This window comes from Streptomyces sp. NPDC050636 (assembly GCF_040654775.1).
Lineage (GTDB): Bacteria > Actinomycetota > Actinomycetes > Streptomycetales > Streptomycetaceae > Streptomyces.
The window spans coordinates 1-23,437 of sequence record NZ_JBFAIP010000018.1; the positions used below are offsets into that span (position 1 = coordinate 1).

The window sequence follows — 23,437 nt, forward strand, 5'->3', positions numbered from 1 at the left end:
GGGACAGCGGGAGTGGTCCGCCGGTGTGAAGCTGGGACCTACGGCCTGGATACGGTTCATCACCGGGACGGGCACGGCAGCGTCGGCCCGATCTCGTCGTCCTGGCAGCGGTGGTCGACCGACCGGACGGCAAGCCAGCGCAAGGGGAACCTGGGAGCCCGAGCTCAGAGCCTTCCCGGCGACCTTGGTTCCGCGTTCCGCAGCTAGGCATACTGGCGGCCACGCCACCAGGTAGGAGCCAGCGTGTCGATGATGCATAACCTTCGCAAAACGGTCCGTATCCCTAGCGCGCGCCAGAAGGGCGTGGACCTGAGCCATCCGGCGCGGTCGCCGCTCGGTAGCTGCGTCGTGAACTGTGCGGTCTACGTGGACGGTGTGCGCCAGACCAGCCACTGCCCGGCGCACGAGGCGATCGAGCGGGTCCGCAAGACCGGCAACGGCTTCGTATGGATCGGTCTGCACGAACCGACTGAGGAGGAGTTCTCCGGCATCGGCGAACTCTTCGGTCTGCACCCGCTGGCTGTGGAGGACGCCGTCGACGCCCACCAGCGGCCGAAGCTGGAGCGCTACAACGACACGCTCTTCACCGTGCTCAAGACCGTCACCTACGTCGAGCACGACCGGCTCACCGCGACCAGCGAAGTGGTGGAAACCGGGGAGATCATGGTCTTCACCGGCCCCGACTTCGTGATCACCGTCCGGCACGGCGGCCACGGCTCGCTGGGGCCGCTCCGCGAAAGCCTCGAATCGACGCCCGCCCATCTGGCCAAGGGCCCGTCCGCCGTACTGCACGCCATAGCCGACCACGTCGTCGACGACTACCTGGCGGTCATATCCGCCGTGCAGGCCGACATCGACACGGTGGAGAGCGAGGTCTTCTCAGACCACCGGGGACGTGGCGCAGACCCCGGCCGGATCTACCAGCTCAAGCGCGAACTGCTCCAACTCAAACACGCCGTGGTGCCGTTGGGCCGACCTGTTCAGCTTCTCGCCGAGCAGCCCACGCAGCTGGTCGACGCTGAGATCCGGAAGTACTTCCGTGACGTCGCGGACCACCTGGCCCGGGCCAACGAGCATGTCACCGCCTGCGACGAGCTGCTCAACTCGATCCTTGAGGCCAACCTCGCCCAGGTGTCCATGGGCCAGAACGAGGACATGCGCAGGATCAGCGCCTGGGTCGCCATCATCGCCGTCCCCACCATGGTCTTCGGCGTGTACGGAATGAACTTCGACTACATGCCCGAGCTGCGCTGGACCTTCGGCTATCCGCTGGTGCTCGGCGTCGTGGCCGTTGCCTGCTTCCTCATGCACCGCGGGTTCCGCCGCAACGGCTGGCTCTAAGGGGCGTGTTCAGCCGTCCGTACGGTGGCGTCGGCGGCGCTTCCGCCCCTCTCGCCGGTCACAAGTGCTTCTGCTTCAGCAGGAGTTGACCGCGATGTGGGCGCGCCTGTCCTCTGTCGTCCACCGCAGTACGGTGGCCTGGGGCAGCCTGGAGTCCGTGGCTATGACCCGTGGCGGGACACCTGCGCGTGAGACGGAGTGGGGGCCGAATGCACGTACCCCTTCCGGCGCGTCACGGTGCAGAACCGTGCTGTAGGACGTGCGGGGTTCGCTGGCCGTGTGAGATATCCCCCTCCCGTCGTCGTGGCGCTGGTGGCCTGGGAAGGTTGACCATGTAGTCATGACCTCCTCGCCCCGCCCGCCGCACGTCGGACCGGATCCGATAGGCGGGACTACCGCGCTCGGTGGAGAGCCCGCTCCCGCCCGCGGGTACCTGCTGGACAACGCGCGTGCCGAGGCGGGCGAGCGATTCGTTTGGCTGGCCGAGCTGTTCGACGGTGTGACGCGCGGGCACTTCGATCGACTGGGGGTCAGGGCTGGCTCGCGCTGCTGGGAGGTGGGGGCCGGTGGCCGCAGTATCCCGGAGGCGCTCGCGGCGGCCGTCGGTCCGACCGGGCACGTGCTGGCCACGGACATCAACCCGTCGTGGCTGAAGGCAGGCGGCGGGTACGAGGTGCGCCGGCACGACGTCGCCGCTGATCCACCCCCGGAGCCGGGGACGTTCGATCTGGTGCACGCCCGGCTCGTGCTGGTCCATGTACCCGACCGGGCTCGGGCGTTGGCCACGATGGCGGCGGCGCTGCGGCCCGGCGGCTGGCTGCTGGTCGAGGACGCCGATACCGCTCTGCAGCCACTGGCATGCCTGGACGACAGCGGCCCGGCGCAGCGGCGGGCCAACCGGCTGCGCGACGCGGTCCGGGAGCTGCTGACGCGCCGCGGCGCGGACCTGCGCTACGGCCGGACACTGCCGCGGGCATTGCGTGAGGCCGGCTTGGTAGATGTCGCCGCGGCGGGCTCTTTCCCGGTCGGCGGGCTGGCCTGCGACCGGCTGGAGGCGGCGACCATCCGGCACGTGCGCGGCGAGCTGCTCGCGGCCGACCTGGCCGACGACGCCGAGATCGACGCGCACTTGGCCGCCATCCACGCGGGCAAACTCGACCTGACACTCGCGCCGCTGATCTCGGCCTGGGGACGCCGCCCAGCCGAGCACCCGCCGGCACTCGGTTAGTTGCGGATCCAGGCGTTGTCCGACCTGCCCACAGCGCTGTTCGTCGAGGAGATTTTCGGGCCGCCGGAGACGACGTCGGACCGATCCCCAGCCACGCAAGCGGGGTTCGCCCGAGGTAGGCGTCCGGCATCAGCAGCAGATCCAGCTCGTCGCGGCTCCGCGATGTGAGCAGGTGCGCCACCCGCGTCCAGGTCTCCTTGCGGGCACGGGCCCGCGCGGTGGCCACATGCTCCAGACTCGTCCAGCTCCTTCCACTCGCCGGTGTCCGTCGCCCGCCAACCGGCGTACGCGACCACCTCCGTAGATGATTCGTGCGCGTCTGCTCCCGCTCGCCGTACCCGCGCAGCTCACCCATCGCGATCCCGAGCCGCGGCGACAGCCGGCCCACCCCCGCTGCCGGCACCGCCGGCACCTTGTCGGGTACGAACCCCAGCCACGGCAGCGTGCACAACTGCACAGCGACGCCGAGTCGGGGGTGCCGGCGAAGCCGCTGGTGGGCAGGATGGTGTCTTGGTACTCATCGGTGCTCGCGAGGTAGAGGGCGAAGCCCCAGGTACTGGCGGATCCGCCGTAGCGCAGACGCATCTGTTCGCCGTCATTCAATCGAGCCTGCTTGAAGGGTACGGGCGTTTGACAGCGAACCCAGTCGTTCAGGCTCCCTTGTCAGCGAACCTGGTCGCTCATCGGCCCGATGCTTTTGATCCTGGTCGGAGTTCCGTCCGGGGCGAACGAGTGGTGGAAGGTGAAGGCGTGCGGCGCGGAGCCGTGGTCGTGGAGGTGTTCCAGCCTGGAAACCCCGTCCTGCCAGGTGGGTATCACGCCGTCGGAGACCCACCAGAACACGTAATTCGGGTGTCCTGTCCTCTCGAACCAGTCGTAACGCCTGTTCAGCGCCTCACGGTGCAGACCGGTGTAGATGGCGTCGAAGGCGGGGCGCAGGTCGGTCCAGAGTGAGAGGGTCGCGGCCAGGGCGGTGGTTTCCACCGTATGGCCCTTGCCGTACCAGGTCGGTACGGCGAACTCTCCCCATGCACCCCAGTCCGCCCCGAAGAGCATGCCCCGGTCACCGTCTGCCGCTTCAGCACGAGCGAGGTACCCGGGGTGCTGACTGATCTTCCGGTAGACGGCCTCACCAATGTCGTAGAACTCGCGCGTGAGAGGTGCGGGATCGGCGAGAGGTGACTTCAGGACGCCGAATGTGTACAGCGCAAGATGGGGCATGCGTCTCTCCCTGGGTGGGGGTGCCTGGTGTGGACCCGGTTCGGTGGCTTACGCACCGGGGCGAGGATTCGTGGGGCGTGACCAACTCATCCCGTCGCGGGTGGCTCAGCCTGAAGGAACTCCTGCGCGACCGTGGGCGATCGCCGAAGACCAGGTGAAGGTAGCTGCCTCTGCGGGCCATGTCGAAGTTGCGTTTTCCCTGCCCAAGTGGCCTCTTGCACCGGTCATTGCGGGGGCTGGGGCGGTGACGGGCGGGGAAGGCCGCGGGGTACCAGTGATCCACTTCGGCCGATCGGTTCGCCCGCCATGCCCGTCCGCACCCCCTGTCCGATAGCCCCGAGTGCCGCCGAACGCGTGCGGTTGAAGAAGATGGCCTACGGCCACAAGACCGAGCACCGGCTGCGGGTGCGTGCACAGGTGGTGCTGCACGCCGCGCATGGACGCTCCAACGCATGCAACGCCCGGGAGACGGGGCTGCTTTGGACACCGTGCGCCACTGGCGTAGCGGGTTCGCCCATGCGGGCCTGCCCGGGCTCAAAGACGGTCAACGCTGCGGCCGTCCCGCCTCGTTCACACCGCTGCAGGCCGCCGAGGTCAAGGCGCTGGCCTGCCGGCTGCCTGCCGAGAGTGAAGTACCGCTCTCACGCTGGTCGTGCCCGGAACTGGCCCGCGAGGCCGCCCGGTGGGTATCGCCCCGTTCATGTCGGCGTCGACCGTGCGCCGCTGGCTGGCCCAGGACGCGCTCAAGCCCTGGCAGCACCGCTCCTGGATCTTCATCACCAGCCCCGGCTTCCGGCTGAAGGCCGCCTGGGCGCTGGACCTGTACGCCCGCACCTGGCAGGGCGAACAGCTCGGCGATGACGAGTACGTGATCAGCACGGACGAGAAGACCTCCATCCAGGCCCGGTGCCGCTGCCACCCCACCCTCGCCCCTCGGCAAGGCCAGGGCGATGCGCGTCAATCACACCTACGGACGCGGCGGTGCCCTGGCCTGTCTCGCCGCCTACGACGTCCACGCCGCGAAGGTGTTCGGCCGCACCGAAGAACGCACCGGCATCGTCCCGTTCATGAACCTGGCTACCCAGGTTGAGCCAGGAACCCCACGCAAGCGCCAAGCGCGTGTTCTGGATCGTCGACAACGGCTCCTCCCATCGCGGTCAGAAGGCGGCCGACCGGCTCACCGCGGCGTTCCTGAACACGGTCATGCTCCACACCCCCGTGCACGCCTCCTGGCTCAACCAAGTCGAGATCTACTTCTCTGCCGTCCAGCGCAGGGCCCTCTCGCCCAACGACTTCACCGACCTCACCGAGGTCAGGGACCGGCTCCGAGCCTTCGAAGGCCGCTATCCGAAGACTGCGGTGAGGGCGCGCTGGATGCTCGCAGGCGACCGGGACGGAGAGGGCGAGGTCGCTCGCGTAGCCCCGGGTGGTGTGCCAGGAGCGCCCGATGTTCTGGAGAAAGCAGAGTTAGTCCTCAGCAGGCCCGACGACGCCATTGGGTCCAGGCAGGGTTGCGCTGAGGTTCCCGTCGGCGTTACGGACCCTCTGGGCTCGGTACTGACTCACGTTCGGGATGCCAGATCGACACTACGGATAACGTCTGTCTGGATGCTTCATCCGCGTGTCGGCCAGTGCTGTTTCTGCAGCGCGGAGCGTGAAGGGAGGGGTACGGATAGACCACGACGGTTGTGATACCGCAAGGAAGTTCTCAACTCCGAGGCCGTGGTCGAGCCCTGTCAGGGCAAGAACTGCAAGCTCACCGGTCTCAGATGCGCGCCCAACAGGGCAAGGAGGAGGCGGGAGGCTCGTTCCGCCTCCTCCTGCGAAGACTCCCGGCGGGCAGTCTCCGCGTCACCCCGTCTCGGTCAGTTCGCCGGGGTGGGCGTCGGAGCTGGGGGCACCCAGCGATGGGTGCGCGGCGCTTGCGAGCGTACGCCGTACTCGCCCTTGATCTCCTCCGGGATGGCGTACTGCATCACCCGGCCCCGGGTGAGCGAGCCCAGCTCGAAGGCAGCGAGCAGACTGCCCGCCTTGTCCAGCGCCCACTCGCCGAGCGGGCTGCTGTCCTCCACGGCCTCCAGCAGGCCGAGCATGATGGGCACCGCCTTGGCCGCCGTGTCCCACGGGCTGCGCGGGATCTGGAGCCAGTCGGCGAGGGTGGGGCCGACCAGGAAGCGGATGGTGGCGGGGACGATCGGGTCGAAGAGGGTGCCCGGGACCACGTCCTCGTACATCCGCATCAGCTGGTTGTTCAGCCGCACACCGTCCTCGGACGGGCCGAGATTGCGAGTCAGGTAGAGATCGGCGAACGCGCGGGCCTCGGTGAGGTTGTCCGGGGCGGACTCCATGTCGCAACCCAGGATGGAGCCGACGACCCGCCAGGCGTAGTAGTACGCCTCCGCTCCCTCCTCGCTCATGTGCACACCGAGCCGGTGCATCGCGTCCAGGACGAGGATCGAGAAGCAGATCTGCCCGCCGATCATGTCCTCCTGGCAGAGCGGCACCCCGTCCTTCTCGATGTCCCACCGCCCCGACCGGGTGAGGTGGTGACGCACCGCTGCGTGCAGCAGCCTCACCTTCTGGGCAGCCGGGATGAACTTGCTGCCCTCCTCGAAGGCATTGGTCTGCATCAGGTACGTGACGAACTGCCCGGTGTTGGCCATCCGGCGCGACGGGTAGTCCATGGAGTGCGTCGAGGCGAGCAGCTTGGCCACGCGCGGCACGGCGTAGGTGGCCGGCATCGCCGCGAAGGACAGGCCCGTGTTGATGTGCGCGACGTTGTCCATGAAGAACAGCCGGGCGCGTTCCATGATGTCCCAGTCCACCCACTTGGGCGGCATACCTGTCGTCTCCAGGAACGACTTCGCGGACGGCGGCAGTTCCTCGGGGAGCTTGTGCCCCGCAGTACTGAAGAAGCGCATGAGGACGTTGAAGTCCCGCACCTCATCGCGCTCGAACATGGCCGCGACGGTCTCGTCGGCGAGCGGGTCGCCCTGGTTGCGCAGCTCGTCCAGTTTCGCATCGGTGTAACGCTGCTCGGTTTGGGCCGACACAGTTTGCTCCTCTTTGTTCGTCTGTCCGTTGCTTGTGTGGAACTGCTGCTCACAGGGCCCGATCGGCCACCGAGGTGGCCATCGATCCGAGCGCCGTGCGTACTTCCATCGGCAGTGCTGTGGAGTTCAGGGCGCCCCGTGCCGCGGAGACCCGCTCCGCGATCATGTCCTCGATGCGCCGCCGGGCCCCGCAGTCGTCCATCAGCCGTCTCGCGAGCGCCGCATCGGACTCGTCCAGGGCGGGGTTGCCGAGGGTCTTCTCCAGTAGCAGCCGGTCGTCGGGAGCCAGGAGCGAGAGGGTCATGGCGAGCAGCGTGGTGGGCTTGCGGTCCCGCAGGTCGTCCAGGGTCGACTTTCCGGTCTCGGCCGGGTCGCCGAAGGTGCCGAGCAGGTCGTCGCGCAGCTGGAACGCCTCGCCCAGCGGCAGCCCGTACGCGGTGAAGGCGGCCAGTACGTGCCTGGGGGCCCCGCCGAGGGTGGCGCCCATGTGCAGTGGCCGCTCCACCGTGTACTTGGCGGTCTTGTACCGGGCGACCTCCAGCGATTCCGCGACCTCGGGTGCGGTGCTTCCGGTGCGCAGCACCTCCAGGAACTCGCCCGCGATGGTTTCGCGCAGCAGCGTCGACCACAGCGGTACCGTGCGCGCCACGTACGCGCCGGGTAGGCCGCAGGTGGCGAAGACCTGGGCCGCATACCCCATCAGCAGGTCGCCCAGCATCATGGCGAGCGCGGCGGACCGCTCCTGCCGCGCGTCATGGGGCTCCGCGCTCCCGCTGCCCCATCCTCCCGCGCCGTCCCCGGCGAAGGCGGCATGGGCAGTGGGGGCGCCGTGCCGCAGGCGGCTGTCGTCGATGATGTCGTCGTGCGTGCAGGCCGCCGCGTGCACCAGCTCCATGGCGGCAGCGGCCCTGATGACACCGTCGCAGTCCGGCTGACCCGCGGCCCGCCAGCCCCAGTACAGGAAGGCGGCACGCATCCGCTTCCCCCGGGTCAGCGAGTTGCGTAACTGGACGCACAGCGGCGCGAGTTCACTGGAGAGCCGAAGCAGTTCGGCCTCCTCCTCGTCGACCAGCCGATGCAGGTACGCGTCGATGCGCCGCCGGAATCCCAGGTCGTCATGCATGGGGCGACCCGACCCCCTCGGCCCGCGCGATGGCTTCGGTCCGCTCGACGGCCCGACGGGCCATCAGCTCAAGGTAGTTCTTGCTGTCCGCCTCAGTGACGCGCCGCGAGGCAAGTTCACCACGCGCCCGCAGCTCCTTCATCCCGTCCTCCATCAGCTCGCGCAGATCGGAACGCCGCATCGCTCCCTGCCCCCGGTCCGTCGCCTGCCGCACCTGGTCGAGCGCGAGATCGGCGGCCCCCAGGGCGAGCAGGCCGACTTGTTCCAGGGCGGCGAACGGATTCCACGTGGACGCTCCAGATGCCCCGTTGGACTGCGCTTGCCCCTGCTGCGCCTGTTCCTGCTGTGCCTGTTCCTGCGCTTGCTCGGCCATGCCCCGCACTCCTCTGCCAAGAGATCGTTAAGGAGCACCCAGTGAACCTTTTCGGCGCTCCGTCCCCCGGAGAAGGGCCATGGTTCCTACGAAAGAGTGATGAGCTTCCCAAACGCTTCAGGCCCGCGAGCATGGGCTGGGCGTCGCTCACCAAGCGAAGCGGATTCACTACGCAGAGTGAAGGGGTGGGATCGGGTCGCCAGATCGATCCGCTGAGTCGTCCACGCAGGGCGTGACCAGCTCCCTCAATAATGGAAATGACATTCATTCTCAGATTGCGTAAGGTGAGGTCGCGTGGATCGACACCGAGGAGGAACTGTGCCGCTGGCGATGTTGCAGGTACGGAAGACGGCCCATGCGTTCGTGGCCCTGATCTCAGGGCCGGGGGAGCGAGGGGAGGGCGCAGGTGGCGTCCCGTGACCGGGGGCTGTTGAACGTCAATGTGCGGCAACGCCCCTGACGCGCATGGTCCCGGGGGGCAGAGTCCCATGCGGTCGCAACAGTCGATGCCAGAGTGCATGCTCTGCTGTGCGACCACTCCCCGGTGCCGGAAGAGGCGTCAGGGTACTTCTGGGCCACCCGTAACCGCCTGAATCCCGACGACTTGCCCGCGCCTTTGGCGGACGCCGACGTGCCGTCGCCTGCCGTCCCCGCCATGGTTGCTTCGGACATCTCCGGTGCGGTGCGGTACGGCGACGGCCGGTCATCGGCCGATAGATCTCCTGCCGCGCTCCAGGTCTTCCGCGCTCCAGGTCTTCCGCTGCTGATCGGACCGTAGAGCGAGCCGCAATCTCCAAGACCGTGGCGCCGGTTCAGACACCTGCTGAGCATCCGCTCGGCCGGGCAGCGATTCCCGTCTGCCGCACCGAGTCGGCACTTACCGCTGGGCTCTTGCTCGCTCCGTAAGCGCTCACCACTCTCACCATCCGCGTCACATCGACGCGATCTCCGTCACACCGACGCGCCCGAGGGCGCTCAGGAGGCACCCCAACATGAAGCACCTCATCGACCACGCTCGCTCTTTCCCGCAACGGACCGCACAGTGGCCCGAGGAGTTGAGCCGACTGGCCGACGGGCAGTCACCACACGCCCTGTTCATCACCTGCTCGGACTCCCGGGTCATCCCTTCCCTGATCACCGGAGCACGCCCCGGAGAGCTCTTCGAGCTGCGCACGGCGGGCAACATAGTGCCTCGCCACAACGGGCCGCACCCTGCCGGCGAGGCGGCCACCATCGAGTACGCGGTCGAGGTTCTCGGCGTCGCCGACATCATCGTGTGCGGGCACTCGCACTGCGGCGCGGTGGGCGCGATGGTGCGGGGCGAGGACCTTACAGCGGTGCCCGCCGTCCGTGACTGGCTCGGACACGCGACACCACTGCCGGACGACACGGACTCCACAGGCCCCGACATCGCCGAGGCGGTGCAGTCCCACGTTCTCCACCAGCTCGACCGACTGCGCACTTACCCCTGTGTTGCGCGGCGCCTGGCCAACGGACGGCTGAGCCTGCACGGCTGGTTCTACGAGGTCCACACCGGTTCCGTGCTCGCCCACCGGCCGCACGCCAACACCTTCACCGCGCTGTGAGCGCGCCCAACCGGCAGCGGCCGGACCTGCTCCGCCGCGTCAAGAATTCCGGTTCCTTCGATCTGCGGCGCGACTTCGCCGCTTCCCTTGTCGTCTTCCTCGTCGCTCTGCCGCTGTGCGTGGGCGTGGCCGTCGCTTCCGGGGTGCCGGCCGAGCTCGGTCTGGTCACCGGCATCGTCGGCGGACTGCTCACCGGTCTGCTGCCGGGCAGCAGCCTCCAGGTCTCCGGCCCGGCCGCCGGACTGACGGTGCTGGTCTACGAGGCAGTTCAGGAGTACGGCCTGTCGGCCCTCGGCGTACTGGTTCTCGCTGCGGGCCTGCTGCAGCTGCTCATGGGCGCGCTGCGCCTCGGCCGTTGGTTCAGAGCCATCTCCGTCGCGGTCGTCGAGGGCATGCTTGCCGGCATCGGGCTGGTCCTGATCGCCGGTCAGCTGTACTCCATGGCCGATACCAAGGCTCCGTCCAGCGGCTTGGAGAAGATCGCCGGGCTGCCCGGGATGCTCATCTCCACCGTAGGTTCCGGCACCGCGCTGGCCGCTTTCGGGCTGGGGGCGGGCACGATCGCGGTACTCGTGCTGTGGAAGAAGCTACCGAAGGCCGTGCAGGTCATTCCCGCGTCGCTCGCCGCCGTCGCGGTGGCGACCGCTGCCTCGGTATTCCTCCAACTGCCCGTGGCCAAGGTCGAGGTGCAGGGCCTCCTGGGTGCCATCCAGCCGCCGGGCCCGGGCGACGTCGGCCGGCTCGCGGGCGTGGGCGCCATCGGCACCGTCCTCGCGTTCACCCTCATCGCGTCGGCGGAGTCGCTGTTCAGCGCGGCCGCGGTGGACCGGCTGCACGACGGGCCGCGTACCGACTACGACAAGGAGCTGATCGCGCAGGGCGCGGGCAACACGGTGTGCGGTGTGCTCGGCGCGCTGCCGATGACCGCGGTGATCGTACGCAGCGCGGCCAACGTCCAGGCCGGAGCGCGGACCAAGGCCTCGCGGGTGCTGCACGGCGTCTGGCTGCTGGTCTTCGCGGCGGCGTTCCCGGCCGCCCTGGGCGTGGTGCCGGTGGCGACGCTGGCCGGCGTACTGGTGTATGCGGGCTGGAAGCTGATCCCGCACAAGGAGCTGGTGCCGCTGTGGCGGGAGCACCGCGGCGAGGCGGTGGTGCTGGTGACGACGGCATTGGCGATCCTGTCCACCAACATGTTCGAGGGCGTGCTGCTGGGGCTGCTGATGGCCATCGCCAAGTCGGCGTGGGAGACCTCGCACGTACACCTGGAGATCGTGGGGCTGGAGGAGCCGGAGGCGGACGGCGAGGCGGTGGCTGCGCCCGGCGCCGATCCGGAGAGCCCGGACAGCCCGGGAAGCAACGTCTCCCGGCGGCCCATCCGCGTACGGGCCGTCGGCCATGCGACCTTCCTGCGGCTGCCCAAGCTGCTCGACCAGTTGGAGGCGCTGCCCCGGAACCGGGAGATCGAGCTGGATCTGTCCGGGCTTCGACATCTCGACCATGCGTGCGCGGCCGCGCTCGCCAACTGGGCCGAGCAGCGCCGGCGGGCCGGGAAGGAGGCCGGGGCGCCGGAACCGGCGCGCAAGGGGGTCTAGACGAGTAAGTCCCATGTCCCTTCTGGCTCGCGGCGTCTGGCACGGCACCGGCAGCACGCCGGCCACCACATCCGCCCTCCCGTGACGCCATCCAAAGCACCTTCTGACCGGAAGGGACCGGCGTTGCGGCGAAAATGACCGTAGGGTCGGTAATGCTGTGATCATCGACCCTAGGAGTGCTGTGAACCGCCGGCCCCTCCGCTCCTGCGGTGCGACCGCCGCCCTGTCCGTCGCCCTGCTGCTGTCCGCCTGTACGAGCGGGACCGGCGTCAAGGGGACGGACGGCGCGGGCGGGGTCGGCGATCCGCTGTTCCCGGCGCTCGGCAACGGCGGCTACGACGTCACCCACTACGGGCTCGATCTCGACTACGACATGCCGAGGGCTCATCTCGACGCGACCGCCGAGATCACCGCCAAGGCGAAGAAGGACCTGCGGTCCTTCAAGCTCGACCTCCAGGGGCTGAAGGTGTCCGGCGTCCGGGTCGACGGCAAGGACGCCGCCTTCACCCGCAAGGGACACAAGCTGACGGTCCGGCCGACCGTCGGGATCGAGAAGGGCGCGACGTTCCGCACCACCGTGACCTACGGCGGCACACCGCAGGAGATGACGGACCCGGGCGGCGCCCACGAGGGGTGGGTCAAGACCCGTGACGGCGCGTTCGTGGCCGGTGAGCCGGCCGGGGCGATGACCTGGTTCCCCGGCAACAACCACCCCGGCGACAAGGCCGCCTACGACTTCAAGATCACCGTGCCGAAGCGCTACACCGCCGTCGCCAACGGGGAGCTGCGGTCGCAGAAGACCGCCAAGGGCCGGACGACGTACGAGTGGCACAGCGGCGAGCCGATGGCCAGCTATCTCGCCACCGCCACCATCGGGACGTTCAACGTCAGCACCTCCCGTATGCGCGACGGGCTGCCGCTGTATGTCGCGGTGGACCCGAAGGAGGCCGCGGAGAGCAAGCAGGCACTGGACCGGCTGCCCGAGATCATCACGTGGGAGCGTGGGCTGTTCGGCAAGTACCCCTTCTCCTCCGCGGGCGCGATAGTCGACAACACGCCCGGCCGTATCGACTGGGGCGCCCTGGAGAGCCAGACCAAGCCGGTCTACGCCGGGGCGGCGGACACCGAGACCGTGGTCCACGAGATGGCGCACCACTGGTTCGGCAACTCCGTCACACCGAAGACCTGGAAGGACACCTGGCTCAACGAGGGCTTCGCGACCTACGCCGAGTGGCTGTGGGAGGAGCACGAGGGCGGCAAGACGCCCCAGCAGCAGTTCGACGCGTTCTTTGAGGACGACGAAGAGAACGACCGCTGGGACTTCCCGCCGGGCGATCCGGGCACGGCGGAGAACGTGACGGAGACGCCCGTCTACGAGCGCGGCGCGATGGTGCTCCAGCAGCTGCGCAAGGCCGTCGGCGACAAAACGTTCTTCGAGATCCTCAAGGAGTGGCCCGCCAAGTACCGCCACTCCAACGCCGATTCGAAGGATTTCATCGCCTTCTGCCAGGCGCGGACGGACGAGGACCTGACGGATCTCTTCGACGACTGGCTGTACGGGAAGGGGAAGCCGGACTGGGAGTACTGAGCCGGGCGGGCTCCTTGAGGCGCACCGGGAAGCGGCCTGCGGGTCTCACAGCCGGTCGAAATCGAGATGGCGGAGCTTGTCGGGGTTGATGACCGCGTCCACCTCCGTGATCCGCCCGTCGTGCACCGTGAAGGCGAAGACGCCGGCCTGCCGGCCCGCCGTGTCGACGAAGAGCAGACCGGTGGCGCCGTTGACGTCCTGCAGCGCGACCCGCATCGCCGACGGGTCGAAACCGCGGCTGACCATGCCGTGCACGTAGCGGGCGACCTTCTCGCGGCCCAGCACCGGGCGACGGGCGGCCGTCACCTTGCCGCCGCCGTCGGAACGCCAGACGACCTCGGGGTCGAGGACCGCCAGCAGCCCGTCGAAGTCGCCGCCCATGACGGCGGACAGGAACGCCTCGACCGTGCGCCGGTGTTCCACCCGGTCGACACTGCGGCGCGGCGCCTCGGCCCGTACCCTCTTGCGGGCGCGGGAGGCCAGCTGCCGTACGGAATCCGGGGTGCGGCCGACCGCCTCGGCGATCTCCGGGAAGGGCACCGCGAAGACGTCGTGCAGGATGAAGGCGGTGCGCTCGGCGGGGGTGAGCCGTTCCAGGACGGTGAGCAGCGCCATCCCCACGGACTCGTCGAGGGTGACCCGGTCCTCCGGGCTCTCGGGGAGCGCACCGCCCGCACCGCCCAGGGTCAGCGCCGCGCCGCCGACGGACCCGGCGAGCACCGGCTCCGGCAGCCACGGCCCGACGTAGGTCTCGCGGCGGGCGCGCGCCGAGCCCAGCAGGTCGTAACAGATGCGGCTCACGACAGTGGTGAGATAGCCGCGCGGGTTCTCCACCTGCGGATCGTCGGGCAGCGCCTGCCAGCGCAGCCAGGTCTCCTGCACGGCGTCGTCGGCGTCCGTGACCGTCCCCATGATCCGGTACGCGACGGCCCACAGCCGGCCCCGCTGCTCCTCGAACTGCGCGAACCGCTCGCCGCCGCGCGCCAGGTCCCGGCCGCCCTCCGGGGTCCCCGTTTCCGCCACCACTTGCTCCTCCGTTGTTGTCGTGCGCTACCTCGGCCGACCGCCGGTACAGGGCGCGGCCATCCCATAGGACGAAGCGGGTGGGCGGAGTGTGACAGGCGGGAGATCCGTACGTTGCCAAGTGCGGCGCTGCGGTGACGTGTTGCCGCTGCGCGGGGCCCTGGGGCTAGGTGCGCTTCTTGCCCTTCGGCTTGGGCTTTCTTGCTGCTGGGTTGCCCGTGCGGGCGCCGCGGCGGCGTTCGTAGCGTTCGCGGGCCGTCTCGTATTCCGTGCGGTGCAGCTTCTCGCCCGGGGCCTCCAGGAGGCTGCGGCAGAAGTAGGCGAGGAGCGAGCCGATGAAGCCGATGAGCATCAGGCTCTGTGCGGACTTGTCGGCCGCGCTCTGGGCGGCCGGGTCCGGGCGGCGGACGAAGCCGTCCCAGGTGCGGCGGAAGGCGAGAGCGCTGCAGATCGCGAAGCCCGCGACGACGAGGATGCCGACGAACGCGCCGACGTCGGCGACCTCCAGCCCCTGGAAGGCGAAGCGCAGGACGGCCGCGCCGGCCGCGGCGAGTGCCAGCGAGCCGACCGCGACGCCGGCCCGGCGCAGGCCGTAGCCGCCGTCGTGGTGGACCCAGGTGGTGCCGAAGAACCGGATCTCCTCCGGCTCCGGGCCGCCCCGCTCCGCGCCGCCGGGGGTCGTCTGCTCATCGCTCATACCGCCGATTATCCCGGCGGCTGTCCCCGGCGGCGCGGGCGGCCCGCGGGTCAGCTCGTGCAGGGCCTCGTGACCGGGCCGTCACTGCCCGTCTGGACGTAGGCGTCGGAGACGTACTGACCGGGGGCGATGTTGTCCCAGATGTCCGAGGTGCCGCACGGGCCGCTGACCCGCTGGCCGCGCCGCTGGCAGTGGATCTCGATCCGCGCGCCCTTCGCCAGCTGGCGGACGACCGGGGTGTCGGTGCTGGGGCCCTTGCGGACATTGACCTCGTAGCCGGGCGCGATGGGGAAGGTGCGGCGGTGGGTGGCGGCCTGGACGGTGGTCGGCGCGGCGGTGGCGGTGGCGGTGTCCGTACCCGGGAAGCCCTGTGGGTCCTGTGTGGTCATTTCGTGTTCCCCCGTTGAATCGTGACGTCGAATCGTGACGTCGAATCGTGAGTCGGAGTCGGAGTTGGAGTTGGACTCGTGACGTGAATCGTGACGTGAATCGTGCTTTGGGAGCCGCGCCCCCTGCGGGGCGTTGCCATAGTGCAACCCGCACGCTAGCAAGCCTCATTCATCTCGTACGTGGCATCGACTAGGCTCCGCGCGTCGCACCTGCGACCGAATGGCACGGGTAATGACACGGGGGTGGAACGATGCCGCCGCTGCGTGATTCCGGGGTCGGCCCGGAAGCGGAGCGTCCGGAATACGCTGGGCAATACCGCCTTGAGGCACGTCTGGGCGCCGGCGGTATGGGCGTGGTCCATCTGGCGCGCTCGTCCTCCGGACTGCTGCTCGCGGTCAAGGTCATCCATGCCGAATTCGCCCAGGACCCGGAATTCCGGGGGCGGTTCAGGCAGGAGGTGGCGGCCGCGCGCCGGGTCAGCGGGGCCTTCACCGCACCCGTCGTGGATGCCGACCCGGACGCCGCGCGGCCCTGGATGGCGACCCTCCACATCGCCGGTCCGACCCTTTCCGAGCATGTGAAGCGGAATGGCCCGCTGCCCCCTGCCGAGGTGCGGCGGCTGGCGTCCGGTCTGGCGGAGGCGCTGCGTGACATCCACCGGGCCGGGGTCGTGCACCGCGACCTCAAGCCGGGAAATGTGCTGCTGGCCGCCGACGGTCCGAAAGTCATCGACTTCGGTATCTCGCGGCCGTCCGACAGTGAAATGCGTACCGAGACCGGCAAGTTGATCGGGACGCCGCCGTTCATGGCGCCCGAGCAGTTCCAGCGGCCGCGCGAGGTGGGGCCCGCGGCGGATGTCTTCGCGCTGGGTTCGGTGCTGGTGCACGCCGCCACCGGAAGCGGGCCGTTCGACTCGGAGAGTCCCTACCTCGTCGCGTATCAGGTGGTGCACGACGAGGCGGATCTGGCGGGTGTGCCCGAGGAGTTGGCGCCGCTGATCGAGAGCTGTCTGGCGAAGCATCCGGAGGACCGGCCGACGCCGGACGTCCTGATGAAGCTGCTGCACACCGATGTGCCGACGGAGGTTCAGGAGCAGGCACTGCAGCAGGTAAAGCGCTGGCCGGGGGTGGAACGGGGCGGCGCGGCGGATGAGACGGGCGCCGGTCCCGGGCCCGGCGCGCGGATACCGGGCCAACGGCAGCCGGTGCGCGCCGAGTCCACACCCGTCCGTGCCGAGCCCGCACCATCGCGGGCCGAGGCCACGCACGTCCGCGTCGTGGCGCCCCGGACGACGGAACCCGCCGACCCCGTCCCCCCGGCTCCCGGCCCACTCCGTCGTCCCCGACGCCGCTGGCCGGTCTGGGCGGCCGTGGCGCTGGTCCTGTCCGGAGCGGGGGCCTTCGCGGGATTCCGGGCGCTGTCCTCCGGGGAGCCCGAAGGGGACCCGGCGCTGCAGACCCATCCGCCGCGCGCCTCCGCCGCCGACTTCCGCCCCTGGCGGACCACCCTCCTCGAACGCCCCGAGGGCCACGCCGCCGAGATGCCGTTCTGCACGACGGGCACCGCAGGCGGATCCGGTACGGACACCGCCGCACGTCCGGCCGCCGTCTTCTGCGTCCAGTCCGGGATACGGGCCGCCCGCCTGGACCCGGCCACCGGCCATGTGGTGTGGCGCCGTACGGCCGGGCCGACCACGAAATCCGCCACGCCGCCGACCGAGCCGGTGCTCTCCGGCGGGCTGCTGTACGTCTTCTCCCCCGACGGCAAGCGGCTGGAGGCGCTCGACCCGTCGGTCGGCGGGAAGGGCGCCACCCGCTGGACCAAGGACCTCTCCGGGTACGAGGGCGGGGCCACGATCGTCGGCGACCGCGTACTGCTGGCCTCCGGTGACGGTACGGTCACCGCGCTCGACAGCACGACCCACCAGCAGCGATGGCGCAAGCGCTACCCCCAGCACAAGCGGGCGTCCTTCAAGGCGTTCGGCGACGCCCGTACCGCCTATGCCGTGGGAGGCTCGGTCGACGGCCCCGACACCCCGGTCACCGCCATCGATCCGAAGGACGGCGAGGTGCGCTGGCAGCGGCGGCTGTCCGGCTCGCTCACCCTGGCCGGCACCGGCTCCTCCGGCGCGCTCTATTTCACCGTCGCCGACCCGGTGTCCAGCTTCACCACCACCGCCGTCGTCCGCTACGACCCGGACACCGGGCGCAGCCGGCGCATCCCGCTCGCCGTGCCGCTCGACGGCGTCCTGGCCGTGGTGCGCGGCGAGACGGTGTATCTGCTGGCCGAGGGCGGTGGGCTGCACGCCGTCGGGGAGCGGAAGTGGGATCTGGAGACGTCGGTCAGCCGGGCCTCGGCGCCGGTGGTGACCGGCGACCGGCTGTATTTCACCGCGCCGGACGGGCGGCTGCTGGCCGTCGACACCAGGTCCGGCACGCTCCTCGGGCAGACCCGGGCACGGCTGGCCGCGGACCGGCACAACGGCTTCCTGGAGACGCTGCCCGCCCCGCTGGTGGACGGGCCCCGCGGCCGGATCTATGCGGCGGCGCCCGACGGCACGGTCTTCAGCGCGGCGGCGAAGGACCCGGCGGGCTGGTGACGCCCCCGTCCCCGTAGGCGAAGGGCCCCGGCCGCTGATTCCAGCGGCCGGGGCCCTCACAGAGCATCAGGTTCAGCCCAGCTTCGACACGTCCCGCACCGCGCCCTTGTCGGCGCTGGTCGCCATGGCCGCGTACGCGCGCAGCGCCTGCGAGACCTTGCGCTCGCGGTTCTTCGGGGCGTACGTGCCGTTCAGCGCGGCCTCGCGGGTGCTCAACGTGGCCTCGTCGACGAGGAGTTCGATGGTCCGGTTCGGGATGTCGATGCGGATCCGGTCGCCGTCCTCGACGAGCGCGATCGTGCCGCCGGAGGCCGCCTCGGGCGAGGCGTGGCCGATGGACAGGCCCGAAGTGCCGCCGGAGAAGCGGCCGTCGGTGATCAGGGCGCAGGTCTTGCCGAGGCCGCGGCCCTTGAGGAACGACGTCGGGTAGAGCATCTCCTGCATGCCGGGGCCGCCCTTGGGGCCCTCGTACCGGATGACCACCACGTCGCCGTGGGTGATCTCCTTCTTGAGGATCTTGTCGACGGCTTCGTCCTGCGACTCGCAGACGACGGCCGGGCCCTCGAAGGTCCAGATCGACTCGTCGACGCCCGCGGTCTTCACGACACAGCCGTCGACCGCGAGGTTGCCCTTGAGGACCGCGAGGCCGCCGTCCTTGGAGTACGCGTGCTCGGCGGAGCGGATGCAGCCGCCCTCGGCGTCCGTGTCCAGGGCCTCCCAGCGCTCGGACTGCGAGAAGGCGGTGGCGGAGCGGACGCAGCCGGGGGCCGCGTGCCACAGCTCGACGGACTCGGCGGACGGCGAACCGCCTCGCACGTCCCAGGTCTTGAGCCAGTCGGCGAGCGAGGAAGAGTGGACGGTGTGCACGTCCTCGTTGAGCAGGCCCGCGCGGTACAGCTCGCCGAGCAGGGCCGGGATGCCGCCCGCGCGGTGCACGTCCTCCATGTAGTACGTGCGGTCCTTGGCGACGTTCGGGGCGACCTTGGCGAGGCACGGGACGCGGCGCGAGACCGCGTCGATGGCCTCCAGGCCGAAGTCGACGCCCCCCTCCTGGGCGGCGGCGAGCAGGTGCAGGATCGTGTTGGTGGAGCCGCCCATCGCGATGTCGAGCGCCATGGCGTTCTCGAAGGCGTCGAAGGTGGCGATGTTGCGCGGCAGGACCGTCTCGTCGCCCTGCTCGTAGTAGCGCTTGGTGATGTCGACGATCGTGCGGCCGGCGTTCTCGTACAGCGCCTTGCGGGCGGTGTGCGTGGCGAGCACCGAGCCGTTGCCGGGGAGGCTCAGGCCGATGGCCTCGGTCAGGCAGTTCATGGAGTTGGCGGTGAACATGCCGGAACAGCTGCCGCAGGTCGGGCAGGCGTTCTCCTCGATGAGCTGGATGTCCGCGTCGGAGATGTTGTCGTTGACCGCGTCCGAGATCGCGTCGACCAGGTCGAGCGTGCGGACCGTGCCGTCGACGAGCGTGGCCCGGCCGGACTCCATGGGGCCGCCGGAGACGAAGACCGTCGGGATGTTGAGCCGCAGGGCGGCGTTCAGCATGCCCGGGGTGATCTTGTCGCAGTTGGAGATGCAGATCAGGGCGTCCGCGCAGTGCGCCTCGACCATGTACTCCACGCTGTCCGCGATCAGGTCGCGGGACGGGAGGCTGTAGAGCATGCCGCCATGCCCCATCGCGATGCCGTCGTCGACCGCGATGGTGTTGAACTCGCGGGGCACCGCGCCCGCCGCCTTGATCACCTCGCTGACGATGCGACCGACCGGCTGCAGATGCGTGTGACCGGGCACGAACTCGGTGAAGGAGTTGGCGACGGCGATGATCGGCTTGCCGATATCCTCGCTCGCTACACCCGAGGCCCGCATAAGGGCGCGGGCACCCGCCATGTTGCGGCCATGGGTAACGGTGCGGGACCTCAGCTCAGGCACGATGGTCACTCCCTCGGTATTCGTCCGTACGACCGCCGGTGGCGGTGGGTCCCCCCTGCTCCTCAAGAGCTTGGGGGCGGGCCGGATCGGCCTGCCACGTGCCGCCCGGCGTCATATAGCAGCTGAAGCCGAGATTACGCTCTTGATCCAAGATCTGGACGGTGACTCCGGTATGTGAGATGGCTGACCAGAGTGCGGACGGACCGGTGCCGGGTCCCGCCGCCTCACGGCTGGGTCAGATACCGCTGGAGCGTCGGCGCGACCATCGCGATGATCTCCTCGGTGTCCGCCGAGGCGACCGGCTCCATCTTGATCACATAGCGCAGCATCGCAATACCGATCAGATGGCCCGCGGCCAGCTGCACCCGGAACTCCGGATCGGGAACGTGCACTTCGCCCGCGACCCGCTGGAGCAGCCGGCGCTCGATGAGCCCGCGCAGCACCGCCGCCGCGGTGTCGTTGGTCAGCGCCGAGCGCATGATCGCCAGCAGCGGCTGCCGGCTGACCGGGTTCTCCCACACGCCGAACATGAAGCGGGCCATCCGCTCGCCCACCGCCTCGCCGCCACTCGCGATGACCTCCGGCATGGTCAGCGCGGGCGCGAAGGACAGCTCGATGGCGGCGGCGAAGACCTGCTCCTTGGTGCCGAAGTAGTGATGCACCAGCGCCGGGTCCACCCCGGCCGCCTTGCCGATACCGCGTACCGACGTCTTGTCGTAGCCCCGCTCGGCGAATTCCGTACGGGCCGCGGCCAGGATCCGCTCGCGGGCACCGGGCCCGCCCTCGGTCTCGGCACGGGCCGGGCGGCCGCGGCGGCGGCCCGGAGCCGGGGCCCCGTCGTCTCCGCCGCCGGTCACGAGCCCGGCACCCAGGTCGGCGAGGCGAGATGCAGGCGGGTGAAGGCCAGCGCCTCGGCGAGGTCGGCCTCGCGTTCGGCGGCGGACATCGCCCGGCGGGTGTTGACCTCGACGACGACATGGCCCGCGAAACCGCCGGCGGCCAGCCGCTCCAGCAGGTCGGCGCAGGGCTGGCTGCCGCGGCCCGGCACCAGGTGCTCGTCCTTGGCGGAGCCGTTGCCGTCGGCGAGATGGACATGCGCCAGCCGGTCGCCCATCCGCGCCACCATCTCCAGCGCGTCGTTGCGCGCCGTGGCGGTGTGCGACAGGTCGACGGTGAAGTGCCGGTAGTCGTCGGTGGTCGGGTCCCAGTCCGGCGCGTACGCCAGCATCTCGCGGTCCCGGTAGCGCCACGGATACATGTTCTCGACGGCGAACTTCACATCCGTCTCATGCTCCATCCGCCACACGCCGCGGACAAATTCCCTCGCGTAGCCGCGCTGCCACCGGAACGGCGGGTGCACCACGACCGTGGACGCACCCAGCTTCTCCGCGGCGTTCCGCGCGCGCTGCAGCTTGACCCAGGGGTCGGTGGACCAGACCCGCTGCGTGATCAGCAGACAGGGCGCATGCACGGCCAGGACCGGCACCCCGTGGTAGTCCGAGAGCCGGCGCAGCGCCTCGATGTCCTGGCTGACCGGATCGGTCCACACCATGACCTCGACGCCGTCGTAGCCCAGGCGCGCGGCGATCTCGAAGGCCGTCGCCGTCGACTCCGGATACACCGAGGCCGTGGACAGGGCGACCTTCGCATCCGGGATGCGCACCACTGGCTCTGTCACGAGGGACAGCGTACGGGCCAGGACTGCGCACGGGGCAGGAGGTCCGGACGACCACGCTCCGCCGTGTGACGCGCCTTACACATACAGCCGCCGTACGCACACACCCCATCCGTACGGCACCGGCACGCCACGCGCGGCGGCAGCGACACGCCCTACGGAGTCGGCGCCGGAAGATGGTCCAGCCGCCGCAGGATGACGCCCTCCCGCAGCGCCCACGGGCAGATGTCCAGCGTCTCGACCCCGAACAGGTCCATCGCCGCCTCCGCGACCAGCGCCCCGGCCAGCAGCTGCCGCGAACGTCCCTCGGACACGCCGGGCAGCGCGGCGCGCTCCAGCGCCGACATCCCGGCGAGCCGCGGCACCCACTCCTCCAGCTTCTTGCGGGTCAGCTCCCGCTGGACGTACAGCCCCTCGGCAGAGCGCGCCGCGCCCGCGATCCGGGCCAGCTGCTTGAAGGTCTTGGAGGTCCCGACGACATGATCGGGCGTCCCATAGCGGGAGAACTCGCTCACCACCCGGGCGATCTCGGCCCGCACCCGGCGGCGCAGCGCCCGTACGTCGTCGCTCTCGGGCGGGTCGCCCGGCAGACCGCTGCTGGTCAGCCGGCCCGCACCGAGCGGCAGCGAGACCGCCGCGTCCGGCTCCTCGTCGAGACCGTAGGCGATCTCCAGCGAGCCGCCGCCGATGTCCAGGACCAGCAGCCGGCCCGAGGACCAGCCCAGCCAGCGGCGGGCGGCGAGAAAGGTGAGCCGCGCCTCGTCCTCGCCGGACAGCACCCGCAGCTCGACGCCGGTCTCCCGGGCGATCCTGCGCAGCACCTCCTCGCCGTTGGTGGCCTCGCGGATCGCGGAGGTGGCGAACGGCAGTACTTCCTCGACGCCCTTGTCCTCGGCCACCTGGAGCGCTTCGTGGACCGTGGCCTCCAGCCGCTCCACGCCGGCGTCGTTTATGGCGCCGGCTTCGTCGAGCAGTTCGGCAAGGCGCAGTTCGGCCTTGTGCGAATAGGCGGGCAGCGGGCGTGCGCCGGGGTGTGCGTCCACCACCAGGAGATGGACCGTATTCGAACCCACATCGAGGACACCGAGTCTCATACGAGGAAACCTACTGCCGTGGCAGGCGTCACTTGTCAGCCGCCTTAGGCTGGAGTCGTGGCAAAGACGAAAAAGGCGAAGCAGGAAAAAGCCCTGAAGAAGGACGAAAAGCGGCGCGCCCAAGCGGCGCGGGCGGCGCAGACTGCGCACGGGGCCTCGGCCGACGAGGTCGGCCTCGACTTCGCCCGCGCCTGGGTCACCTTCCCCGACCCGGCCGACGACGAGCAGCTCTTCCGCTGCGACCTGACCTGGCTGACCTCCCGCTGGACGTGCATCTTCGGCAGCGGCTGCCAGGGCATCCAGGCCGGCCGCGCGGACGACGGCTGCTGCACGCTCGGCGCGCACTTCTCCGACGAGGACGACGAGAAGCGGGTCGCCCAGCATGTGGCACGTCTCACGCCCGACCTGTGGCAGTTCCACGACGTCGGCACGGACACCGGCTGGGTCCAGGAGGACGAGGACGGCGAGCGGCAGACCCGGCGCTGGGAGGGCTCGTGCATCTTCCAGAACCGTCCCGGCTTCGCGGCCGGCGCCGGCTGCTCGCTGCACATCCTCGCGCTGCGCGAGGGCCGCGAACCGCTGGAGACCAAACCGGACGTCTGCTGGCAGCTGCCGGTCCGGCGTACCTACGACTGGATCGACCGGCCGGACGACACCCGCGTCCTCCAGGTGACGATCGGCGAGTACGACCGGCGCGGCTGGGGCCCCGGCGGCCATGACCTGCACTGGTGGTGCACCTCGGCGACCTCGGCGCACGGCGCGGGCGAGCCGGTCTACGTCTCCTACAAGCCCGAACTCACCGAGCTGATGGGCAAGAAGGCGTACGCCAAGCTGGCGGAGCTGTGCGAGGAGCGGCTGTCGGCGACGCTGCCGATGGCGCCGCATCCGGCGGACCCGCGGAAGTGAGCGTCCGGGCGCCGCTGTAACGGCG

General features: G+C 70.0%; 21 protein-coding genes and 1 pseudogene. 10 read left to right on the plus strand and 12 right to left on the minus strand.

The window, feature by feature from the left end; genetic code table 11:
* The first annotated feature begins 249 nt into the window (after positions 1-249).
* Together corA and AB0I10_RS16655 are read left to right on the plus strand one after the other, a co-directional pair.
* On the plus strand, positions 250-1,341 hold the full coding sequence (corA, locus tag AB0I10_RS16650; protein ID WP_363153278.1) for a magnesium/cobalt transporter CorA: 1,092 nt from the start codon (positions 250-252) through the stop codon (positions 1,339-1,341).
* Between the two features lie 340 nt (positions 1,342-1,681).
* Positions 1,682-2,569 carry a methyltransferase domain-containing protein gene (locus AB0I10_RS16655; RefSeq protein WP_363153181.1) on the plus strand — a complete coding sequence of 296 codons (888 nt, stop codon included), beginning with the start codon at positions 1,682-1,684 and terminating at the stop codon, positions 2,567-2,569.
* A gap of 214 nt (positions 2,570-2,783) precedes the next feature.
* Here AB0I10_RS16655 and AB0I10_RS16660 read toward each other — a convergent pair.
* Both AB0I10_RS16660 and AB0I10_RS16665 read right to left on the minus strand, forming a co-directional pair.
* A pseudogene (locus AB0I10_RS16660) lies at positions 2,784-3,050 on the minus strand (DUF4158 domain-containing protein); the annotation flags it as partial.
* A 182-nt stretch (positions 3,051-3,232) separates the two neighbouring features.
* The gene (locus AB0I10_RS16665) at positions 3,233-3,790 is read right to left on the minus strand and encodes a DUF3291 domain-containing protein (RefSeq protein ID WP_363153182.1); all 558 of its coding nucleotides are present in this window, start codon (positions 3,788-3,790) and stop codon (positions 3,233-3,235) included.
* A gap of 452 nt (positions 3,791-4,242) precedes the next feature.
* Here AB0I10_RS16665 and AB0I10_RS16670 point away from each other — a divergent pair, with 452 nt between their 5' ends.
* From AB0I10_RS16670 to AB0I10_RS16680, 3 genes are read left to right on the plus strand one after another with little or no spacing between them, the layout of a single operon-like run.
* Positions 4,243-4,590, plus strand: coding sequence for a helix-turn-helix domain-containing protein (locus tag AB0I10_RS16670; RefSeq protein ID WP_363153183.1), 348 nt, complete (start codon positions 4,243-4,245; stop codon positions 4,588-4,590).
* On the plus strand, positions 4,491-4,880 hold the full coding sequence (locus tag AB0I10_RS16675) for a hypothetical protein (RefSeq protein ID WP_363153288.1): 390 nt from the start codon (positions 4,491-4,493) through the stop codon (positions 4,878-4,880). The genes AB0I10_RS16670 and AB0I10_RS16675 overlap by 100 nt, the downstream gene beginning before the upstream one ends.
* Entirely contained in the window at positions 4,877-5,482 is a 606-nt protein-coding gene (locus tag AB0I10_RS16680; protein ID WP_363153184.1) for a transposase, read from the plus strand. Before AB0I10_RS16675 ends, AB0I10_RS16680 begins: the two co-directional genes overlap by 4 nt.
* 173 nt (positions 5,483-5,655) lie before the next feature.
* On the opposite strand, the gene AB0I10_RS16685 is transcribed toward AB0I10_RS16680, so the two are convergent.
* From AB0I10_RS16685 to AB0I10_RS16695, 3 genes are read right to left on the minus strand one after another with little or no spacing between them, the layout of a single operon-like run.
* Positions 5,656-6,843: an oxygenase MpaB family protein gene (locus AB0I10_RS16685; RefSeq protein WP_363153185.1), complete on the minus strand. Its 1,188-nt coding sequence runs from the start codon at positions 6,841-6,843 to the stop codon at positions 5,656-5,658.
* Between the two features lie 49 nt (positions 6,844-6,892).
* The gene (locus AB0I10_RS16690; protein WP_363153186.1) at positions 6,893-7,966 is read right to left on the minus strand and encodes a polyprenyl synthetase family protein; all 1,074 of its coding nucleotides are present in this window, start codon (positions 7,964-7,966) and stop codon (positions 6,893-6,895) included.
* Positions 7,959-8,339, minus strand: coding sequence for a hypothetical protein (locus tag AB0I10_RS16695; protein WP_363153187.1), 381 nt, complete (start codon positions 8,337-8,339; stop codon positions 7,959-7,961). Before AB0I10_RS16695 ends, AB0I10_RS16690 begins: the two co-directional genes overlap by 8 nt.
* A gap of 992 nt (positions 8,340-9,331) precedes the next feature.
* On the opposite strand from AB0I10_RS16695, the gene AB0I10_RS16700 reads away from it, so the two are divergent.
* From AB0I10_RS16700 to AB0I10_RS16710, 3 genes are all read left to right on the plus strand, one after another.
* A complete protein-coding gene (locus tag AB0I10_RS16700; protein ID WP_363153188.1) occupies positions 9,332-9,925 on the plus strand; it encodes a carbonic anhydrase in 594 nt (197 codons plus the stop codon).
* A gap of 26 nt (positions 9,926-9,951) precedes the next feature.
* Positions 9,952-11,517: a SulP family inorganic anion transporter gene (locus tag AB0I10_RS16705; protein ID WP_363153279.1), complete on the plus strand. Its 1,566-nt coding sequence runs from the start codon at positions 9,952-9,954 to the stop codon at positions 11,515-11,517.
* Positions 11,518-11,698: 181 nt separating this feature from the next.
* Positions 11,699-13,105 carry a M1 family metallopeptidase gene (locus tag AB0I10_RS16710; RefSeq protein ID WP_363153189.1) on the plus strand — a complete coding sequence of 469 codons (1,407 nt, stop codon included), beginning with the start codon at positions 11,699-11,701 and terminating at the stop codon, positions 13,103-13,105.
* A 45-nt stretch (positions 13,106-13,150) separates the two neighbouring features.
* Here AB0I10_RS16710 and sigJ read toward each other — a convergent pair whose 3' ends face one another.
* From sigJ to AB0I10_RS16725, 3 genes are all read right to left on the minus strand, one after another.
* Positions 13,151-14,092: an RNA polymerase sigma factor SigJ gene (gene sigJ / locus AB0I10_RS16715; protein ID WP_363153280.1), complete on the minus strand. Its 942-nt coding sequence runs from the start codon at positions 14,090-14,092 to the stop codon at positions 13,151-13,153.
* Positions 14,093-14,294: 202 nt separating this feature from the next.
* Complete coding sequence (locus AB0I10_RS16720) at positions 14,295-14,825, minus strand: hypothetical protein (RefSeq protein ID WP_363153190.1); 531 nt, start codon at positions 14,823-14,825, stop codon at positions 14,295-14,297.
* Between the two features lie 50 nt (positions 14,826-14,875).
* A complete protein-coding gene (locus AB0I10_RS16725; protein WP_363153191.1) occupies positions 14,876-15,214 on the minus strand; it encodes an SH3 domain-containing protein in 339 nt (112 codons plus the stop codon).
* 251 nt (positions 15,215-15,465) lie between these two features.
* Here AB0I10_RS16725 and AB0I10_RS16730 point away from each other — a divergent pair, with 251 nt between their 5' ends.
* Positions 15,466-17,814, plus strand: coding sequence for a serine/threonine-protein kinase (locus AB0I10_RS16730; protein ID WP_363153192.1), 2,349 nt, complete (start codon positions 15,466-15,468; stop codon positions 17,812-17,814).
* A gap of 72 nt (positions 17,815-17,886) precedes the next feature.
* On the opposite strand, the gene ilvD is transcribed toward AB0I10_RS16730, so the two are convergent.
* From ilvD to AB0I10_RS16750, 4 genes are all read right to left on the minus strand, one after another.
* Positions 17,887-19,737, minus strand: coding sequence for a dihydroxy-acid dehydratase (gene ilvD / locus AB0I10_RS16735; protein ID WP_363153193.1), 1,851 nt, complete (start codon positions 19,735-19,737; stop codon positions 17,887-17,889).
* A gap of 224 nt (positions 19,738-19,961) precedes the next feature.
* A complete protein-coding gene (locus tag AB0I10_RS16740) occupies positions 19,962-20,594 on the minus strand; it encodes a TetR family transcriptional regulator (protein WP_363153194.1) in 633 nt (210 codons plus the stop codon).
* Positions 20,591-21,403, minus strand: a complete 813-nt coding sequence (locus AB0I10_RS16745) for a sugar phosphate isomerase/epimerase (protein WP_363153281.1) — start codon at positions 21,401-21,403, stop codon at positions 20,591-20,593. The genes AB0I10_RS16740 and AB0I10_RS16745 overlap by 4 nt, the downstream gene beginning before the upstream one ends.
* Before the next feature lie 164 nt (positions 21,404-21,567).
* On the minus strand, positions 21,568-22,506 hold the full coding sequence (locus AB0I10_RS16750; RefSeq protein ID WP_363153195.1) for a Ppx/GppA phosphatase family protein: 939 nt from the start codon (positions 22,504-22,506) through the stop codon (positions 21,568-21,570).
* Between the two features lie 57 nt (positions 22,507-22,563).
* Between AB0I10_RS16750 and AB0I10_RS16755 the strand changes: the two genes are divergently transcribed.
* Positions 22,564-23,412, plus strand: coding sequence for a hypothetical protein (locus tag AB0I10_RS16755; protein ID WP_363153196.1), 849 nt, complete (start codon positions 22,564-22,566; stop codon positions 23,410-23,412).
* Positions 23,413-23,437: the final 25 nt, after the last annotated feature.